Source organism: Paenibacillus qinlingensis, assembly GCF_031455095.1.
Classification (GTDB): Bacteria; Bacillota; Bacilli; order Paenibacillales; family NBRC-103111; genus Paenibacillus_E; species Paenibacillus_E qinlingensis_A.
This window is the reverse complement of record NZ_JAVDSB010000002.1, coordinates 512,687-530,924: the sequence shown is the minus strand read 5'-3', so window position 1 is coordinate 530,924 and position 18,238 is coordinate 512,687. Positions and strand designations below refer to the sequence as shown.

Annotated in this window: 7 protein-coding genes; all 7 read left to right on the top strand. The window is 46.6% G+C overall.

Annotated features, from left to right (window positions below; translation table 11 throughout):
- Positions 1 to 17 precede the first annotated feature (17 nt).
- Positions 18 to 2,303, top strand: a complete 2,286-nt coding sequence (locus J2736_RS10145; protein WP_310226056.1) for a glycosyl hydrolase family 28-related protein — start codon at positions 18 to 20, stop codon at positions 2,301 to 2,303.
- Positions 2,304 to 2,328: 25 nt separating this feature from the next.
- Positions 2,329 to 7,530, top strand: a complete 5,202-nt coding sequence (locus J2736_RS10140; RefSeq protein ID WP_310226054.1) for a glycosyl hydrolase family 28-related protein — start codon at positions 2,329 to 2,331, stop codon at positions 7,528 to 7,530.
- A gap of 726 nt (positions 7,531 to 8,256) precedes the next feature.
- A complete protein-coding gene (locus tag J2736_RS10135) occupies positions 8,257 to 12,042 on the top strand; it encodes a fibronectin type III domain-containing protein (protein WP_310226052.1) in 3,786 nt (1,261 codons plus the stop codon).
- A 151-nt stretch (positions 12,043 to 12,193) separates the two neighbouring features.
- On the top strand, positions 12,194 to 13,177 hold the full coding sequence (locus tag J2736_RS10130) for an ABC transporter permease (RefSeq protein WP_310226050.1): 984 nt from the start codon (positions 12,194 to 12,196) through the stop codon (positions 13,175 to 13,177).
- Positions 13,178 to 13,206: 29 nt separating this feature from the next.
- On the top strand, positions 13,207 to 14,079 hold the full coding sequence (locus J2736_RS10125) for a carbohydrate ABC transporter permease (protein ID WP_310226049.1): 873 nt from the start codon (positions 13,207 to 13,209) through the stop codon (positions 14,077 to 14,079).
- 79 nt (positions 14,080 to 14,158) lie between these two features.
- Positions 14,159 to 15,748, top strand: a complete 1,590-nt coding sequence (locus J2736_RS10120; RefSeq protein ID WP_310226047.1) for an extracellular solute-binding protein — start codon at positions 14,159 to 14,161, stop codon at positions 15,746 to 15,748.
- Between the two features lie 139 nt (positions 15,749 to 15,887).
- Complete coding sequence (locus J2736_RS10115) at positions 15,888 to 18,236, top strand: helix-turn-helix domain-containing protein (RefSeq protein ID WP_310226045.1); 2,349 nt, start codon at positions 15,888 to 15,890, stop codon at positions 18,234 to 18,236.
- Positions 18,237 to 18,238: the final 2 nt, after the last annotated feature.

Sequence of the window (18,238 nt, the reverse complement as noted above, 5' to 3'; positions counted from 1 at the left end):
AACAGGGAGATGAATTGATGAGAATGAACCGATTCTTATTTTTACTGCTGCCAATGTTTCTGCTGAGTGTATTGCTGCCCTATGCTTCTTATGCTGCACCAACGGTAGTACCTGTTATTTTACGAACGTCCGAGGCGGTAAAGCCCGGAGAGCTGTTGACGGTTTATGGCGAATATTTTGAAAGCGGTATCACGCAAGTTCGCTTTACAGGAACAACAACGTATTGTCCCATTACTTACACAGACCCACAGGGCCACTATGTGACATGTACGATACCGGCTGCACAAACAGCAGGTATTTTTACCATGGAAGCAAGCAATAGTGTGGGCTGGAGCAGTTCTTTTACGGTGAATGCTCCCAAAGTTGATTGGATCTACAACAATAATCCGTGGACAGGGCAAACGACCAAGCTAGTTGGCAGAAATTTGGATTATGCGGAATTCGGCGGCACGACCAACACCCTTGTGAGGCTGGTGAATGGCACCAACATGTATCCTGCAACGGTAACAGCTGTAAATCCATTCAGTATTGATTTTGTTGTCCCTACGTGTCCGAATCAGGGGTATACCGTGCAAGTGAGTACCAATGGCGGTACATCCTGGACGGCTTATAGCGGTCCGCAACCTTATTCCACTCGTAAAGCAGGCTCAGATCCATTAGGTCTAGGTGTATATTGGGCGACGAATATGGTCTGGACGCAGCACGGCGTTACGCCTTACGGCGCGACAGGGAATGGAACGACGGATGATACGGCAGCGATTCAGAGCGGTATCGACGATATCAAGAGTTCCCCAGGTCACGGTGTTCTGTATTTGCCAAATGGGACATATCGCATTACGAGTAGTCTGCAATTGCCTGCGGGCATCATCCTTCAAGGTCAGAGTCAGTCGGGTACAATCATCAAGTATGATGGACCAGGCGGAGGGTCGATTATTAAAACGAAAGATGATGGCATTACCTTAGGTAATGTCGGCGTTGCCCGAATGACAATCAACGTAGCGGGAAGTAACTTTCCGGATATTGCCTTGAGATTAGGTCATAATTTTGATGCGACGGTCACTCATGCCGATACGCGTACCGCAGCCCAAATTTTTGTCAAAGAAGTCACACTGGATTATACCATTGATCGTGCTATCGCCTCTGGTCAGCGAGGTATGGGACTCAATATCGTTGCGCTCAAAAACGTCGCTATCCAGAACAACACGTTTAAAACAACCGTAGCTGCGATGTCCGCCTCATACGTGAACCAGTACTTGGATATTTCCAATAACACATTTGAATACGCGGGATCTGCCGTGCATCTTACTGCGAATTATAGTGTGGCACAAAATAACGTCATTATCGGCCATTCGGATTACAATCGCGGGGACGCACACGGTTTTACCGTACGCTCTCAGGCTTATTTGTACAATAATGATATCCGGAATCTAGGCAACATTAACCATAATGATGGTGAAGCGATCATGGGTGAGCCGGCAGGAGGGGGAACCAAACTGTATGGGGCTGTATCTTCTGTTGCCTCCAAAGTCTTGACCGTGAACGGCGTTACGGCTGTTGATTGGGATCTAACCAACAATCGGTGGGATAAATGGCATCTATTAATTGTAGATGGAAAAGGCATGGGGCAACTGAATGAAGTCTCAGCGCTTGATTCTACGGCTAGTACAGTGACTGTAAAGGATAATTGGAAGGTAACGCCGGATTCGACGAGTACGTTTATCGTATTTTTACCGCTGCGGGGCAGTGTTTATTATCAGAATACCTCTACGAATAACGCCAAAGGCTTCTGGTTCTATGGAGATAACATCGGTGGTGTTATTGCAAATAACACAAGTGTAGATAGCGAAGGCGTCCTCGCGAATACGGTTTACAATCACAACAACAAACGATTCAATATTAGTTATTTCAATCGGTTGGAGCGCAATATCGTAACGGGATATTCCCCTTTATCCAAGGTAGCAGGTGTTGGTTTACGCTTATCGCCAGAAGCCAAAACGGCACCTTTTATATTTGGTAATTTGGCCTATGGTACCGATATTAAAGGCAATCAAATCACAGGTGTACTGCCTGCGCCTGCGATTGGCAATTATTCGGAAGCGCCTGATGTCAATGGGATTTATGCTTATCGCAATACAGGGTATTCTCAATCACGGACAATTTCAGAGGCAGTTAATATCCAGAATAATATCCTGAACACGTTAAATAAAGGGATTACGAAAGATTTGAATAGCAACGGATTAATTAAAGTTGGCAATACCTTTACGAGTGTGACAGTTCCGAACAACGATATTAGTGGCTATTAAACTCACTACCTAATGGAGGATCATCATGTCGAAAAAGATTATGGTTTATGCTTTAAGCATTATCATCATCGTAAGCTTACTCATCGGCAACGGTTCCATTCTACCTAAGTCAGTCAAAGCCAGTGTTGCCGATACGAACACAACGCTCTTAAATCTTGACTTTGAAGGCGCGAATGCGCCTTCCCTCGTTCTCACAAACCCAGATCCAACGAAACTAACGGTTTCCAGCCAAGTGTATGAGGAAACGGCCAAAACGAATGCTGTTGATGTGCATGCTGCAGGCACTTATGCAAGATTTGCGGCAACGCCAGGTCAGAGTCTTGCCCCAGTTAATGTTACACTGGCTTCAGCGACTGGTTTGAGTGCTAAGAATGCGCTGAATGCGTTGACGCCAGGGCTGTATAACATCAAGATTAACTTGGATTACGACATTGTTGCCAGAAATGATACGAGAGCTCCGGGTATTAACTTGCGCTTCTTTGGTACGAGTGCGGTTACCGGGTTAACGAACTCGTCGTATGTACTTCTAAGTAATGTCTTCATGGAGCGTGACGCTTCAACGGTAATAGGTGACAATAAGTTCACCCACTATTCAGCGACAGTTCCTGTGCAAATATATGCCAATGCCAGCACCTCTAACGATGATGCGAATGGGAAAACGGATGAATTTGTTGCAGGTTCTTTTACGAATTTTGACTTAAGACTTATCCATTTCTCCGGCGTTACTGCGAACCCATCCGTCGTTGACTGGGATAATATTCAGATCACGGCAGAGCAGTTAACATCGACAACGCCTGTACCAACGCCAACGGTAACGCCTACACCAACCGTAACGCCTACCCCAACGGTAACACCAACCGTAACACCCACACCAACAGTTTCGCCGACACCAACGCCAGCATCCGATACAGTGGCAGAATTTGTAGGTGAGAATCGGACGACACAAGGGAGCTGGATTGGCGCCTATGGAAGCGACGGCTATGTCCTTCCCTATTATACGACGCAATTAAGCAGTGGCCGGGATAATCCCGTTGCGGCTGATATTGCTAGTCTCCCTAGTTATGTCGCCAGCTACTCGCAGGCTAGAGGCAGTTATAATGTTACACAGAACCCGTCAACCGATGTACGCAGTCTACAAAACCCAATCAGCGGGGGAGCAAGAAAGAGATTTACGGTATACAGCGGAACAGATTTCAGTTATACGTTTAATCTTACAGACACGAATAATCATATGTTTACGTTGTATACGACCGATTTCGGGTCGAAGGAAACGACACAAGAACTGTTTGAGATCAGGGATCTCAAAGGGAAGGTGCTCGCTGCCCAAACCGTTAGCCAGCTTAACAATGGGGTTTACCTCAGTTTCATCGTGAATGGAAGTTTCACCATGAAAGCGACTAAACTGGGAGGCAGTAATGCTTATGCAGAAGGTTTCTTCTTTGATAGTTTAGCACCGAATACGATAACGAATCCAACGGTTACCTATGTCACACCAATGACGGCACAAATCAGCTGGAACAACACCAATCCGGCTGGTCAAACCAGCATTTTGAGAAAATCTGCTTCCGAAACAGCCTTTACGGAGGTTGCCCTCGTCAGCGGGACGACCATGACCTACACCGACAGCAATCTGCAGGCCGGAACGGTTTATCAGTATAAGCTTCGCAGCAAAGCGAATACGAAGTACGCATTGGCGTCACCTGTGTTGTCGCTGACAACACCATCCTATCAAACAGCGTACTTGACGTATAGCGAATCCCAGTTGGTTACGAATAAGCCTGGTGAAACCGTTCAGATTCAAGCGCGATTAACGGATAGTCACAATCAGCCACTCGCGGACCGTGTCGTTACTTTCGAATTGGGTGGAGCCAATGTCGGTACGTATATTGATAAAACGATAGGCACATCCACGACGAATGCGAATGGGGGCATTCAGCTTACGTACACGCCTGAGTTCGCAGGCGACTATACGATCCAAGGTATTGTACTGCGTGACGATGTGAACGGAATCGATGAAGTTCAGAGCATTCTTCCCTTGAAAGTGAAACGGGAAGCCTGGACGAAGCCGCCTGTCATTCTTCGTCTGTCCGATGCCATACAGCCAGGCACATTACTGTCGATTAATGGGACAGCGATGGGTGGTGCGGAGATAAGTGATGTGCAGGTGAAAGCATCCCTGTCACAAGGACACCCGGCAAGTGAGCCGCCAGCTGACGCGCTGAGTCTTGCTATCGAACAATCCGATCCCATGAATGGGCAATTCCTTGTTACCAGACTGCCCGAATCTGCCGTTGCGGGGGTTTATGATCTCTGGGTGAAAAATCAATACGGTTGGAGCCGTCCTAGCCTTTTGAACGGAACAAGACCGTTGTTTATTTCGGAGTATGAAGCCTATGCGGGACTCACGATTGAGATGTCGGGCCGCAATTTGGCTGCTGCAGAATTTGAAGGGAACTCGGCTTCAAGTATTCGGTTAGCGAATGCGCAAGGTCAATCCTTCGCAGCGGAGATTCAAGAATTAACGCCGTACTCGATCAAATTTAAAGTGCCGGATATTGCTCTGGGTGAATATGCCGTAGAAGTGTCCAACGATGCAGGAGTCAATTGGTCCGGCTTGGACAATGGACAGAAACTGACCGTTGTCCCAACTGGTGCTGATCCGCTTGGATTGGGCGTGGCATGGGCAAGCAACTTCAAGTGGAATACCATCTTTAATGTCACGAATTACGGGGCAACACCTAACGATACCCAAGATGATACAGCAGCCATCGCGAGTGCCATCGCAGCAGCAAAAAGCAGCGGCGGAGGCGTCGTCCTGCTGCCTGAAGGTCAATATCAGGCTTCGAGAATCGACGTGCCGGCTGAAGTTGTCATTTTAGGGGAAGGCGAAGAGAAAACGGTCCTTGTTTATACAGGAACGAACGGCGCCAACTTCATTCAGTCCTCTGGAGATGGTAAAAGCATTGGACACCACGGTATCGCGAAACTAGGCATTCAATTAAGCAATCCTCAGTATCGTCCGGATACCTTCATTTGGTTAGGTCACGATTGGGGCAATGGCTACAATTCCGATATGACAAAACGGACAGCCACACAGTTGTTTGTCAGTCATGTGAAGCTGGATTATGAGCTAACCACCCAAGGAAATGCCAGAGGTCTAGGTACGATCGTGCTGGCGAAAGAAAGATTTCTGTTTCAGGACAATTACTACAGAGGTTGGGCCGCAGAGCTGAACAGAGCCTATGTGAATTACTACCAGAGTCTGCGTAACAACTATCAAGAATACAGTTACGGTAATGTGGTTTCGACAGCAAGCTATAACTTTATCGAAGATAACCATATCGTCGCGCACCCAGAGTCGCAAGCGGAAACTCACGGATTTTTTGCTCGCAGCAACGTGCATATGGCCAACAATATCGTGGAGGGCACGGGTCCAACGGCCAATACGTTTAATGATGGCGAAGCGTTCTGTGTAGAGATGCCAGGCGGATATTTTAATGAAGGAACCGTACTTGGCGCTACGGCTTCTGGTGTTGCGGTTGCACCGCACATCCCGCTAACCGATTATGTGGTGAACTCTGGTGGACTGTTCATTACAATCATTGATGGGCAAGGCTTGGCGCAATCGCGTAAAGTCATTAGTCGTCAGGATAACCGTCTTCAGCTAGATAAACCTTGGGATATTATGCCGGATAGCTCGAGTAAATTTACGCTCATCACATTGAATAACAATGTCACCTACCACCGAAATGCAGCCATTAACGCGGCTAAAGGCATCTGGTTCTATGGCAATGAAATTGACGGGGTAGCTGCGGATAACCGGAGTATTGATTCCGAAGGGATTTACGTCTACTCGTCTCAGGTTTTGACGAACGCTCGTATGACGCCTGGCTACTTTGTTACGGTAAAAGGGAATCTGATCAGCGGTGTATCCAGAAGAAGTCAGGCTGGCGCCATTTCGCTGAACTCGGCAAGACAAGGCTCCAGCGGGTTATATAACGCTGTCAGCATTTATGGCATTGATATTCGAGACAACCTAATTATCGGGAATCCGTCCATCGTGCCGGTGGACAAAACGGAAGCCCCTGCGTATAACGGGATTGTATCGACAGCCGTATTCGATAGCTCAGATTTGGCGAGGGACGATAAAGTAGGCGATACGACTAATCTGATTATTGAGAACAATCGTTTGCTGAACATTGCCAATGGTGGCATCGTGATGACGAAAGCCAACTACGGGCACGTATTGGAAGGGAATGTGCTTACGAATGTGACGCCGCAAGTCGAAATCAACAACTTGGACGGTCCAGGTGAGCGAATCCTGTCGTTGCCAGGCAGTTATACAGATAACAGTGGTGCCTTCTTCCAGGCGGGCAGCTCACTTTCAGCTTCATCCATATCGAGCACAGAGATTGGCTTGTCGTGGGCACCTGCACTCGATATCAATCAAGTAACGGGTTATAACGTGTACGCCAACAACAGCTTGGTCGGTACAACGAATGCAGATTCGACTTCCTTCACTGCTGCTGACTTAACACCGAATTCAGCCTACACGTTCATGGTGAAAGCATTGGATGCAGCCAACCACGAGAGTACAACACCATTGTACCTGAACGTGAGCACGCTGCCTGTTCCGAAAAGCCAAGGAAAGCCGGGGACGCCTGTTCTTTCGGACAATAACGGTCACGACACCGGTATATTGGATGGGGATTATCACATCAGTATGAATATGTGGTACGGAAATAATGGAAGTCTCTACCGTTTGTATGAGAATGGCAAGCTCATCAAAGAAGTGAAGCTGACGGATGATGCGCCCAAAGCACAAGCTGTGACGACAGACATCACAGGTAAAGCGAACGGTACGTATCGCTACGATGCGGAGCTGATCAACAGCTTCGGAACTACGCAAAGCAGCCGTACACTCGTCGTTGAAGTGACCCATGCCACACCAGGCAAGCCTGTAATTGCCCACAACAACTGGAATGGTACTGGAAACTTTGTAATTACCATGAATATGTGGTGGGGGACGAACGGTACCGAGTATCGTCTGTACGAGAACGGCGTGCCAATTGACAGTCAGTCCCTAACAAGTCATTCTCCAACGGCGCAAAGTGCAACTACTACGCTGACTAATAAGCCGGTAGGTACGTATCAGTATCGCGCAGAGCTAGTGAATGCTGCTGGATCGACGTCCAGCGAGATCATCGCCGTTCAAGTGACGAAGTAAGGAAGTCGAAAGCGATGATTCACGCGTAAATTGAATAACGCTCTAACTAGAAAAGGCGTAACCGATGCGAATCGGTTGCGCTTTTTTTTCATCTAGTAACACACGGCCACCGACAACAACTACCAACCCCAACCCCAACCCCAACCCCAACCCCAACCCCAACCCCAACCCCAACCCCAACCCCAACCCCAACCCCAACCCCAACCCCAACCCCAACCCCCACACCATCTAACGCCAAAACTGCCACCCTACACCTATCCAACTAAGCTACTTTCTGTGGTTTATACAATAGGTTTGTGGATTTTGGAGGGGGAGTTGAATCCTTGTAGATATCACAGAAAATGATTTTTTGCGAGATGACTACTGCCACCCCACTCCTATCTAACTAAGCTACTTTCTGTGGTATATACAATAGGTTTGTGGATTTTGGAGGGTGGGTAAATCCTTGTAGATATCACAGAAAATGATTTTTTGTGTCATGACTACTGCCACCCTTCACATATCCAACTAAGCTACTTTCTGCGGTATATACAATAGGTTTGTCGCAAAATCCGCGATGAATGAATCCACGATACCTATGGCTCAGAAAGTTGCAGAAGCGTTAGTGTCGAGACTAGTTTGGTTTGACTCAGGTTTTTCTTAACTTAATTTTTGATCATTGAAGTGGAAATTCAAAGTTACTAGACTTAAACTGCAATCGAAATAGCGGAGAGAGAGGAACTACATATGAAGGAAATCAGATTGAATGATGACTTACGCCACCACAAATACCGTTGGCCGAAGACGTTGTTGTCATATCCAATTGAGCTATCTCTGGCGGATCCACAAGTGTATAAACTGATTGATGAAAAACAGCGCGAACACCGCTATCAGTTGTCGGAATCGGTAAGCAATAGGCAGGCAACGCTCTCGTTCTTAACAGATTTACCAAGTGGTAGTAAGCAAATCTATCGCTTGGAACAAGCTGATATGCAGAGTCAACCTCCACTCTTGGGGTTAGTTATGGACGAAAATGAAGCTGGCTGTGTGACGATAACAACAACGGTACTAACGGTCGCCATTCGTCGTGAGACTTCGCTTGATGAGAGCGGCAGATACCCCATTTTCACGATTGGGAATGAGAACATCAGGGGAGCAGCGTACTTACAGAGCAACGTCCCGTTGGCTTCTTATGAGTTGGAGGTACGTAATGCTGGATGCTTGTACGCCGATTGTGTGCTTACGGCTCATTTCGCGGATGAAACGAGCTACAAGTTGCAGCTTAAGATCATTGATGAGATGGAATTTGTGGAGATGCAGGAAGAATTGACTGGTTTTACGGAGGAATACGAAGGTAAACTCGTCTTGAATTGGGAGCAGTTTCAACCGCAAATCCGGTACGCCCGGAATCGCGGAAATGAGAAGGTAGACCTGTATAAGGATGACAATGATTATTTGCCTTACAAATTATTACCTTACGCTAGTTATAACAGTTGGTGGAGTACGGCTGTCGCTTCATTTACAGATACTCACAAGGGGACAAGTGCAGCTCTATTCGTGAAAGGTGCTGAGCAGTGGAAGTATCCGGAGTACGCGCTGTGGGGATCACCTGAGAACACGGCTATACGTTTTCGCTATTGCATGAATATGGATTTAAGCGGTACTTTGCAATGGGAATATCCATTCATTTCGGGTACGAGAACAACAGCTATAGCGATCTATAAGAGTGAGAAGAATGACCAGTATGAGCAAAAGAATTACGTAGAATTCCTATGGTTCTGGTATGAATTTATCCATCTAAATAAAGTGAAGGATTGGATTCTTCGTTGGAAGGAAGATAGAAGCCAATATCCTCGATATTTCCCAGAAGAGAGCATGCCGGCTTCAGGTAAAGAAGTGTGGCATTACGGCGTCAGGAAGGAGCCTTTCACGCCTGCCTTTATGGAAGAGATGATCTATCATTTGTCGCATAACATGAATCAGCTCTATGAAGCAGGGCCTGTATCGGCAAGGGAGTTTTTCAGTTGGGTGCCGGTATTTGATATGGCGTCGACGAAAATGACGGATCAGCAGTTTGATGACTTTAAAGCATGTTTTGCCTTTATGGCTTACGCGCATAGCAGTGAATGCTTTATGCCGATCGACAATATGTTGGCAGGACATCCGAATTTCCTGGCTGATATGAGATCTGTGCCCGCTTTGATGGCTTCGCTGTTCCCCAACCATCCTCATGCCGGCAACTGGGTGGCGCAGTTTGAGAAGGCTATGGCGCGGAATATGAAGTATCATATTCGTCCAGATGTTCCAGCTTGGGATAGTGTGGGAGGTAGATGGACGGAAAATCTGGGTTGCTATAACTGGGCTTCGCTTGTGCCTATGATGAAAACCGGCACCCTCATTTACCGCACATTTGGCGACAATGTACTCATGTACCCGAATATCACGAAGTGGACCGAGTGGATGCTGAATACGTTAAGCGCCCCGGTGGATGGCAAACGGACCTATCCGCCACAGGGGGCGCATAGCGGCGTACATTTGGATCCGATGGTTCCAACGGAATCCGTGCGTTTGCTCGCAGAGCGGTTAGTTCATTATGAGCCGCTATTGGCGGAATATCTCATGTACGTCTGCAAGCAGGACGCGGTGACCCACGAAGAGCGAATACCAAAGTCCAATTTGTACCATGTCCTCTTTGATCCTAATCTGAGAGGGAATGAAGGAACCCGGCCACGATTGGCATCGATGAAGTATACCGGGTATGGGTATATTTTGCGGGCAGCGGTCGGAGAGGAAAGTGAAGTATCTGTCCACCTTCAGCAAATTGATGAAGGACCTAATTATCGATGGGGCAGGGCCGGTCAAGGCGGATGCGGTGTGCTGTATTACTACGCGGCAGGCAAGCGCTACAGCTATAACAGACCGGAAGACGTAGGCGATTATGATATGGGGGATGTGCAGGCGAGCAGCAATTTCGGTGTTCTGGTCGGTCATGAATATCGAAGTATTGGCAGAAATGAACTGACGGAACCGCTGTATGATTTCGGATTTGCGCAATTCGTTCAGGCGAATGCCGGTGACTATGCGAAACCTTTCTATCAATCCAGGAGTGTACTGCTCAGTGGGAATGATTATATCGTCGTGTACGATCAGGTTGGCGACATGCGTGTGCGAGGAAGGTTTGCCTGGTTCGTCAAGGAGGGGGAGCCATTTCCCCATATTGATCAACTCAAGCCAGGTGTCAAAGGGGTTCAAGTGCTGCCGGGGATCCCAGCGGACGCGACGCAGGATCCATTAAGGACTACTCATAAATCAAAGGGAGTCGTGTATGATGGGTCAGGCGATTTTCTGACGGTGGTTACGCATCGCCAATTGAATTGCGACTACAATACGTACACGCGAAGAACGGAATATGGCGCAGAAGTTAAGCTGCAAGGGCGAACCGATCGCATTTTCCGAGATGGCGGCATCATTCAATATACCGATCAACACTGCAGTTTCACAGGCTATGCGGGCATTGTACGGTTGTACGGCGAGTTTAAAGCGGAAGCTGCCTTATTTAAGGGAACCAGCATCGGAGCTTTAGGTGTGAAGGTGACGGTACAGCCTATTGAACAGGAAGCGAACGGAAGCGGGCTTTCTTTTATTATCCAAGGAGGCAGGCTGTCTGGGCAAGTGAAGTGCGCTCAACGTGTTCAAATTAAGGTGGAATGGCAGGAGCGTGAGACGGCAAGCGGCTACAGACTCTATGTTAATGCTGTTGAATATGAAGCAGAACTCTCGGAGAACCATTCATTCACGTTCCATCTACCAAAAGGCAGTTATACGTGGGAATGGACGAATTTGGCACCAACTCCGCAAGAAACGGAAATTACATCGGTAGTTGTCTCGTCCCATCAAGCAGAGGTCACATGGCGGCATGCAGAAGGAGCCAGCGGCTATCAAATGGAGCAAAGCAAGGATGGCGGACAAAGCTGGACGCTTGCCGGTCAGGAGATTTCGGGTACGCGCACTTTGCTGACCGGGCTGGATAATGAATCGAAAATCCATCTCAGAGTGAGAGCTTGCCATGCGGACAAATGTGGGAAGTGGTCGCATGATTATCCTGTTTATGTTACGACTCGTGTGCCATTGGCTCCGGAAGGATTGAAAGTATGGAAGTGGGGGAGCGCTTACCGAATCCTATGGGGCAGACAACTAGGTGTTCGCGGATATAAGCTGTATCGCAGAGTTCAAGGTGCCGAGCTTTTCCATTTGATATATGAAGGGGCAGCCAGCGAATGGATCGATACGGAAATAAGCGGACTACCAAACGTATACGAATATGCAGTAAGTGCATGTAACGGCAACGGGGAAGGCATGAAATCCCTTCTCCGTGATACGGCTGCAGGCGGTTTAGCGGAATGGGATCCGCAACCGGAGCAAGGCTTCCGGAGATATACGCCAAGTCATGAGTATGGCTATCATGGCTTCGATCACTGGGGGAATGCGCGCAAATCAGAATTGCGTTACCCTGACGAAGGGATCATAAAATAATCATCATACCAGTGGAATAAGGCTGAATAGGGCATGTTTCGGCGATATTTAACCGTTTTTAACGGTGAAATACTGATCATTGAAGTGGAATATGCGTTACAGCTACAGTAGGTGATGACAACCCACTCAACAAGATGAAGAGGTGAAAGGTTTGAGCTTAAGAGGTCGACAAGCAGTAATCGAGAGTAAGAATCGACATGCAGCAAGGCCGGCTGCCCGGTCAAAAAGTAAATTCGCTGAATTCGCTCAGGCATGTATACAGAATCGTGCACTTATTCTCATGTTTATACCTGGATTCGCTTTATTTATGTTGTTTCACTATGTACCGATGTACGGAATAATCATTGCTTTCAAAAATTTTCAGCTCCTGAACGGCATATGGGCGAGTCCATGGGCAGGGTTGGACCATTTCCGCAGGCTTTTCGCAGGCGATGATTTTAACCAAGCGTTCTATAATACCCTGATGATTGCGGTGCTCAAGCTCGTATTCATTTTTCCGGCTCCGATTATATTGGCGATTCTGTTAAATGAAGTCCGGCAAAAGAAAGCGCGAAGAGTTATTCAGACGGTCTCCTATCTGCCTCACTTTTTTTCCTGGGTTATTCTGGGGGGGATCCTCTTTACTGTCCTTGGAACAGACGGCATTGTGAACCAAACGCTGCAGGCGCTGGGAATGAATCGCGTGGACTGGATGCTGGATGCGAACAAATTTTACGTTGTCGTGTTGGGTTCTGCCATCTGGCAAGGCGTAGGCTGGGGCTCCATCATTTATTTTGCCGCTTTGTCTTCGATCGACCCCACCCTGTATGAGGCTGCGGTCGTGGATGGAGCGAACCGGTATCGACAAATATGGCACATTACGCTTCCTTCGATTATGCCGACAGTGATCATCATGCTACTTCTGTATATTGGTCATTTCCTATCGGTAGGTTTCGATCAAATTTATAATTTGACCACACCAACCAACTCCGCTCGAGCTGACATTTTGGATACGTATGTATTACGTCGTCTGTTAAGCATGGATTATGAGCTGGGTGCGGCTGCTGGCATATTTACATCAGTGATTGGTTTATTCCTGGTAGTAGCTGGGAATTGGCTTGTTAAGCTCTATGATCGAGAACAAGGCTTGTGGTAAAAATCTGAGAAGGGGAGAAGGAATAGCCTATGCAACAAACGAAAGGCGAGCGCATATTTGAACATGTGAATTTATTGCTTCTATGCTTGTTTGGGTTAATCACCCTATATCCATTTCTATACGTAGTTACGGTATCCCTTAGCGAGGCAGCAGATATTTACAAAACGGGGTTTCAAATTATCCCCCTTAATCCGACGCTGGAAGCTTACCGCAAAGTTGTGAACGATCCGCAACTTGTTGTTGCTTATACGAATACAATTCTTAGAACCGTCGTCGGTAGCTTCGTAGCTATGTTATTGACAGCGATGACTGCTTATCCCATTTCAAGGCCAGGCTTCCCTCTCAAATCTACCATCATGAAGTTGTTCGTCTTCAGTATGATGTTTAGCGGTGGGACAATTCCAAGTTACCTGCTGATGAAGCAGCTTCATTTAATCGACACGTTCTGGGTACTAATTTTACCTGGAGCTGTAAGTGCTTATAATGTGATTGTGATGCGAAATTTCTTTCAGTCGATTTCCGCGGAAATCATGGAGTCTGCGAAGATGGATGGTGCTTCGGAATGGGGTATTTTCATGCGTATTGTGATACCGTTATCGGCACCTGTTTTAGCGGTCATTGGACTATGGGTCGTCGTCTTTCACTGGAATGCCTGGTTTGATGCGATGATCTATACGAATAGCAAGTCCAGAGAAGTTCTTCAATTATTCCTGAGGCATCGGGTTATTGATCGAACAGTGAATCTGGCGCAAGAGTATAACTTGGTCGAAGTGACCAAAGTGACACCTGAAAATTTGAAAGCAGCGATGATTCTTACGATTTCATTTCCGATTTTGTTAGCCTATCCCTTTATCCAACGATTTTTCGTTAAGGGCATCATGATGGGCTCTGTAAAAGGTTAATTGTACTTTCCTGACGTGGGTATGTGGTCTAAATAGACTTGACATATTATGATGAAAGATATGAGGAGGCCAAAAAAAGATGACTAATCAGAAAAGGGTCAATTGGATGAAAGGCAGTACGCTGCTACTCGCAGCAAGCTTAACGTTAATCGGGTGTACGAAAGAAGAACCAGCCTCACAACCGACAGCCGCTTCAAGTGCGGCTCCAAGTACAGCAGCTGCGACACCGGCTCAGACGCTGACATTCAATTGGGTCAATTTTCCCGGTGTATCGACGGAATCGAATTATGCTTCGCAATATTTGGAAAAGAAATTCAATATTAAATTAAATAAAGTGTACACGACGGCTTATGCCGATTATAAGCAAAAGCTGCAATTGCAATTATCTTCCGGTGAGATCCCGGACGTTATGTTCGTATTTGATCCAGGCGAGTTAAATAAGTATGCTTCTCAAGGTTTACTTGCAGAAGTGCCTAAGAGCTTGTTAGAAAAATATGCGCCTCGAACCAAAGCGAATCTAGACAAGCAAGCCCCTCAAGGGTGGTATTACAGTAATGTAGGCGGGAAAAATTATGGCTTGACGACTTTCTACTTCACAGGACAATTCAATGCGAAGCAAACATGGCGCACCGATTTGTTGAAGCAAGCAGGGATTACGAAAGTGCCCGAGACGATTGACGAATTCACGGCCGCCTTCGCAGCATTGAAGAAAATCGGTGTATATGGCATGAGCACCCCTGGAAATTCCTACTACAATCAATTCCACTCCATCTTTGGTGCCTATGGCGTACAGCCGACACAATGGATGCTGAAAGATGGGAAAGTTGTGAATGCCGCTGTTCAACCCGAAGCCAAGGAAGCGCTTACCAAGCTGGTAGAGTGGTATAAAGCGGGCTATATCGATCCGGATTTCGTCACGGGTCAAGATTTGGGGCCTAAGTTTACGCAAGGAAAATTCGCGTTTAACGATAACTCCAATGTTTCCGCAGTCGATGAATCAAATCCAAACTCTGCCATCAGTTTGCTGAAAAAAGCGAATCCGAACGGAACCATAGTGTTTGGCCCTCCGCCAGTAGGACCACAAGGCAAATCCGGCGCATGGGCTTGGGGGACTGCAGGCAACATCTGGGCCTTCGGCAAGCAACTGGAGAAATCTCCTGAAAAATTGCAGAAGGCACTTCAAATTATTGACGAAATTCAAAACAACGAAGAAGTTTGGCTGGCACTCGCATGGGGCGAGAAAGGGAAGCACTATGATTTCAATGATCCGGCTGCCGGCGTTAGCGCAGGGTTAAAACGTATAGGAGCATTCACTGATCCGAGCAAGCTGCAGGCAGAAGGAATTCCGGATCTTGCTAACGGTACAACAGCTTGGGCTGCTCAACCGAATATTGATATTGTTGCTAAATACTACAATAAAAACATTTTGGATGCCTTCAAAACGTATAACAAACCGGTCAATGACATTTTCGGTAAATCGGACAGCTTGCCGTCTTCCGGAAAGTTTTGGGGAGATCTGATTAAACTGAAAACAGATACTTATGCGGCGATCGTTCGTGGTGACAAGCCGGTATCTTATTTCGATGATTTCGTGAAGCAATGGAATGACAAAGGCGGTACACAGCTTGAAAAAGAAGCGAATGAATTGTATGCCAGTATGAAGAAATAAGGGATGCATGTTGCGCTGAAAGAGGAGAAGCTGGGAGGTAGGCTTCTCCTCTTCTGCTGTTCGTAAGTTACCGATATCCTTTATAATGATAGTGAATGGTTGAAATATCCATTGATTCATAATGAAGGATGGTGAATGTATGCGCGCGTTTAACTGGGCCAGACAGTTGTTTAGTCAAAAATTAATCGTTGTGCTGCTGATTATTTCCATTATTCCAGTACTAGGATTCGGTACGACTATGTATGTGACAGGAAGTCGCATCGTAGAATCGGAAGTTAGTCGTTCCTCCCAGATGGCGATTACGCAGGTACGTGATCAGATGGATCGTCTGGTAAGCCAAGTAGAGAAATTTAGTTCCCAATTCTCAGCGCAATCGAATGTGATGGGATTCATGGAAGTCGACGCATCGCCAACGATTGGCTCTCTGCCCCAATCGAATACGCTCATTAATGATATTTCTAATTTTGTCAGCTCTATGCCAGCCCTACATTCTGCTTATTTATATCATGCTAAGCAGCAAATTGTCCTCGGAGGAGGAGGCGCTTGGCGAATTACCAACGTGACAGACGGCTTGCTGACGGATAAAAGCTGGCTACCCATTCTGGAAGAGGCTGTGGCACAGCGGAAATTAAGTTTGTGGATTACTCCGCGTGTATTTGCTGAAACAACGGGCGCTTCCAGAGAAGTCATCACGTACATGCAGATGCTGCCCTTCTTTTATTCAGAAATGAAGGCAGCACTCATCGTTAACATTGATACCGCTTACTTGGTTGATAGTGTGAGTTCGTATCCGTTTGGTGCGAAAGGCAAACTACTTATCTTCGGTCCGGATGGCACTTTAATTGCGCAAGGCGGACCTCTTGCTAATGTAACGATTGCCGAAGCTCAAACGATTTTCAATACGTCCAAATCAAGTGATTTGTCATCTCCAACGCTTAAGCTTGATGGTGATGACATGTATGCACAATATGAAGTGTCTACGCTAAATGGTTGGACCTATGCCATGTTAATTCCGGAAGAGGCAACTATGCACAGTGTAGAGCTGCTCAAGAAACTCATTATGATCACTACGCTGATACTCTGCTTTGCGGCGCTGCTTGTCTTCTTCTTTAGTTATAATGTTTTCCAACGCGGACTTAGACGTATCAGCCAATTAGTGTTCGGAGAGGGCAGAAACAGTAAGCCTTCGTCCAAAGATAAGCAGCAAGTTTTCTCATACCATCATCGTGTAGATGAAATTGAATATCGCATAGCCGGACTTCTGGACGAGGTAGATGATGTCAAAGCCGAATGGCAGGAACAGCTGCCCTTGCTGAGGGAGCAGTATTTATTATCCGTACTATTCGGTGATTTACATAGTCGCTCTGTCGAGAATGCGAGAGTGAAACCTCTCTTTGAAGCTCCTTATTTTTCAGTCATCGTCATCGAAATGGATAACCCTTTGGATGGGGCAAGATTCGCCAGTGAAGACGCGCGATTGTTTCTATTCTCTGTGGCTAACATTTCCAAAGAATTGATGAAAAGTAAAATCGTTGGCGAAACGGTCCTGACTTCGCGACATGCTGTTATTTTATTAAATCTGCAAGAGGATGCTATCGAACATGAACCGACAGAGCTCGCTCAAGCGATCCGTTATGCCGTAGAGATGTATTTGAAGCAGTCGGTTACACTGGCCATCGGACGAACGGTTGATAATCTATATCATGTTGCATTGTCGTATAATGATGCGCTCAAGACGATTCAGGACAATTGGTTTAAGCAAGGAAATGAAGTTATTTCTTATCGCGACGCGGCCTACCCGTTAAATGAAACGTTTATTTATCCGTCGGATATCGAGAAATCGATTCTCGAGCAGTTGAGAGATGGCAATGCAGAGGGAGCTAGTCATGAGTTAGATCGATTTGGCGTGCATCTGAAACAAGAAGGCATTACCTTGCAATTAATGAAGACCTATTATGTACAGCTGCTCGTATCCATGATCCGGGTGCTTCAAGAGTATGAAGATAATTTGACAAATGTGTTTGGCAATCATAATCCCTATGCAGATCTAGTAGCCTTGGAAAGTACGAATTCGATACAAGATTGGTTTAAGAACAGTGTTATTATTCCGATTATTGCCTATATCCAGACCTTGCGTAAGAATCGTACCAAAGGAATGATTGATCAAACCAAGGAGTTCATCGCAGATCGGTATGCCCAAGATTTAAGTCTCCAGTTTGTAGCGGATTATTTCCGTGTGAGCCCTTCCTACTTGAGTCAATTATTTAAAAAGGAAGTTGGCGATACCTTCATTAATTATGTCATTCGGTATCGGATTGAGCGGGTGAAGGAGCTACTATTGGAATCTGAGCTCAGTATTGCCAAGATTTCAGAAGAAGTGGGATATAGCAATGCGCAGCAGTTAATACGAGTGTTCAAGAAACTTGAGGGCATGACACCTGGTGAATTTCGGGAGTCACAACTTAAATACGCACTGAAAGAAGGATAACG

Excerpts from the sequence above, each read along its gene's own strand:
- J2736_RS10145 (WP_310226056.1), top strand. The coding sequence starts at position 18 with ATGAGAATGAACCGATTCTTATTTTTACTGCTGCCAATGTTTCTGCTG.
- J2736_RS10140 (WP_310226054.1), top strand. The coding sequence starts at position 2,329 with ATGTCGAAAAAGATTATGGTTTATGCTTTAAGCATTATCATCATCGTA.
- J2736_RS10135 (WP_310226052.1), top strand. The coding sequence starts at position 8,257 with ATGAAGGAAATCAGATTGAATGATGACTTACGCCACCACAAATACCGT.
- J2736_RS10125 (WP_310226049.1), top strand. The coding sequence starts at position 13,207 with ATGCAACAAACGAAAGGCGAGCGCATATTTGAACATGTGAATTTATTG.
- J2736_RS10120 (WP_310226047.1), top strand. The coding sequence starts at position 14,159 with ATGACTAATCAGAAAAGGGTCAATTGGATGAAAGGCAGTACGCTGCTA.
- J2736_RS10115 (WP_310226045.1), top strand. The coding sequence starts at position 15,888 with ATGCGCGCGTTTAACTGGGCCAGACAGTTGTTTAGTCAAAAATTAATC.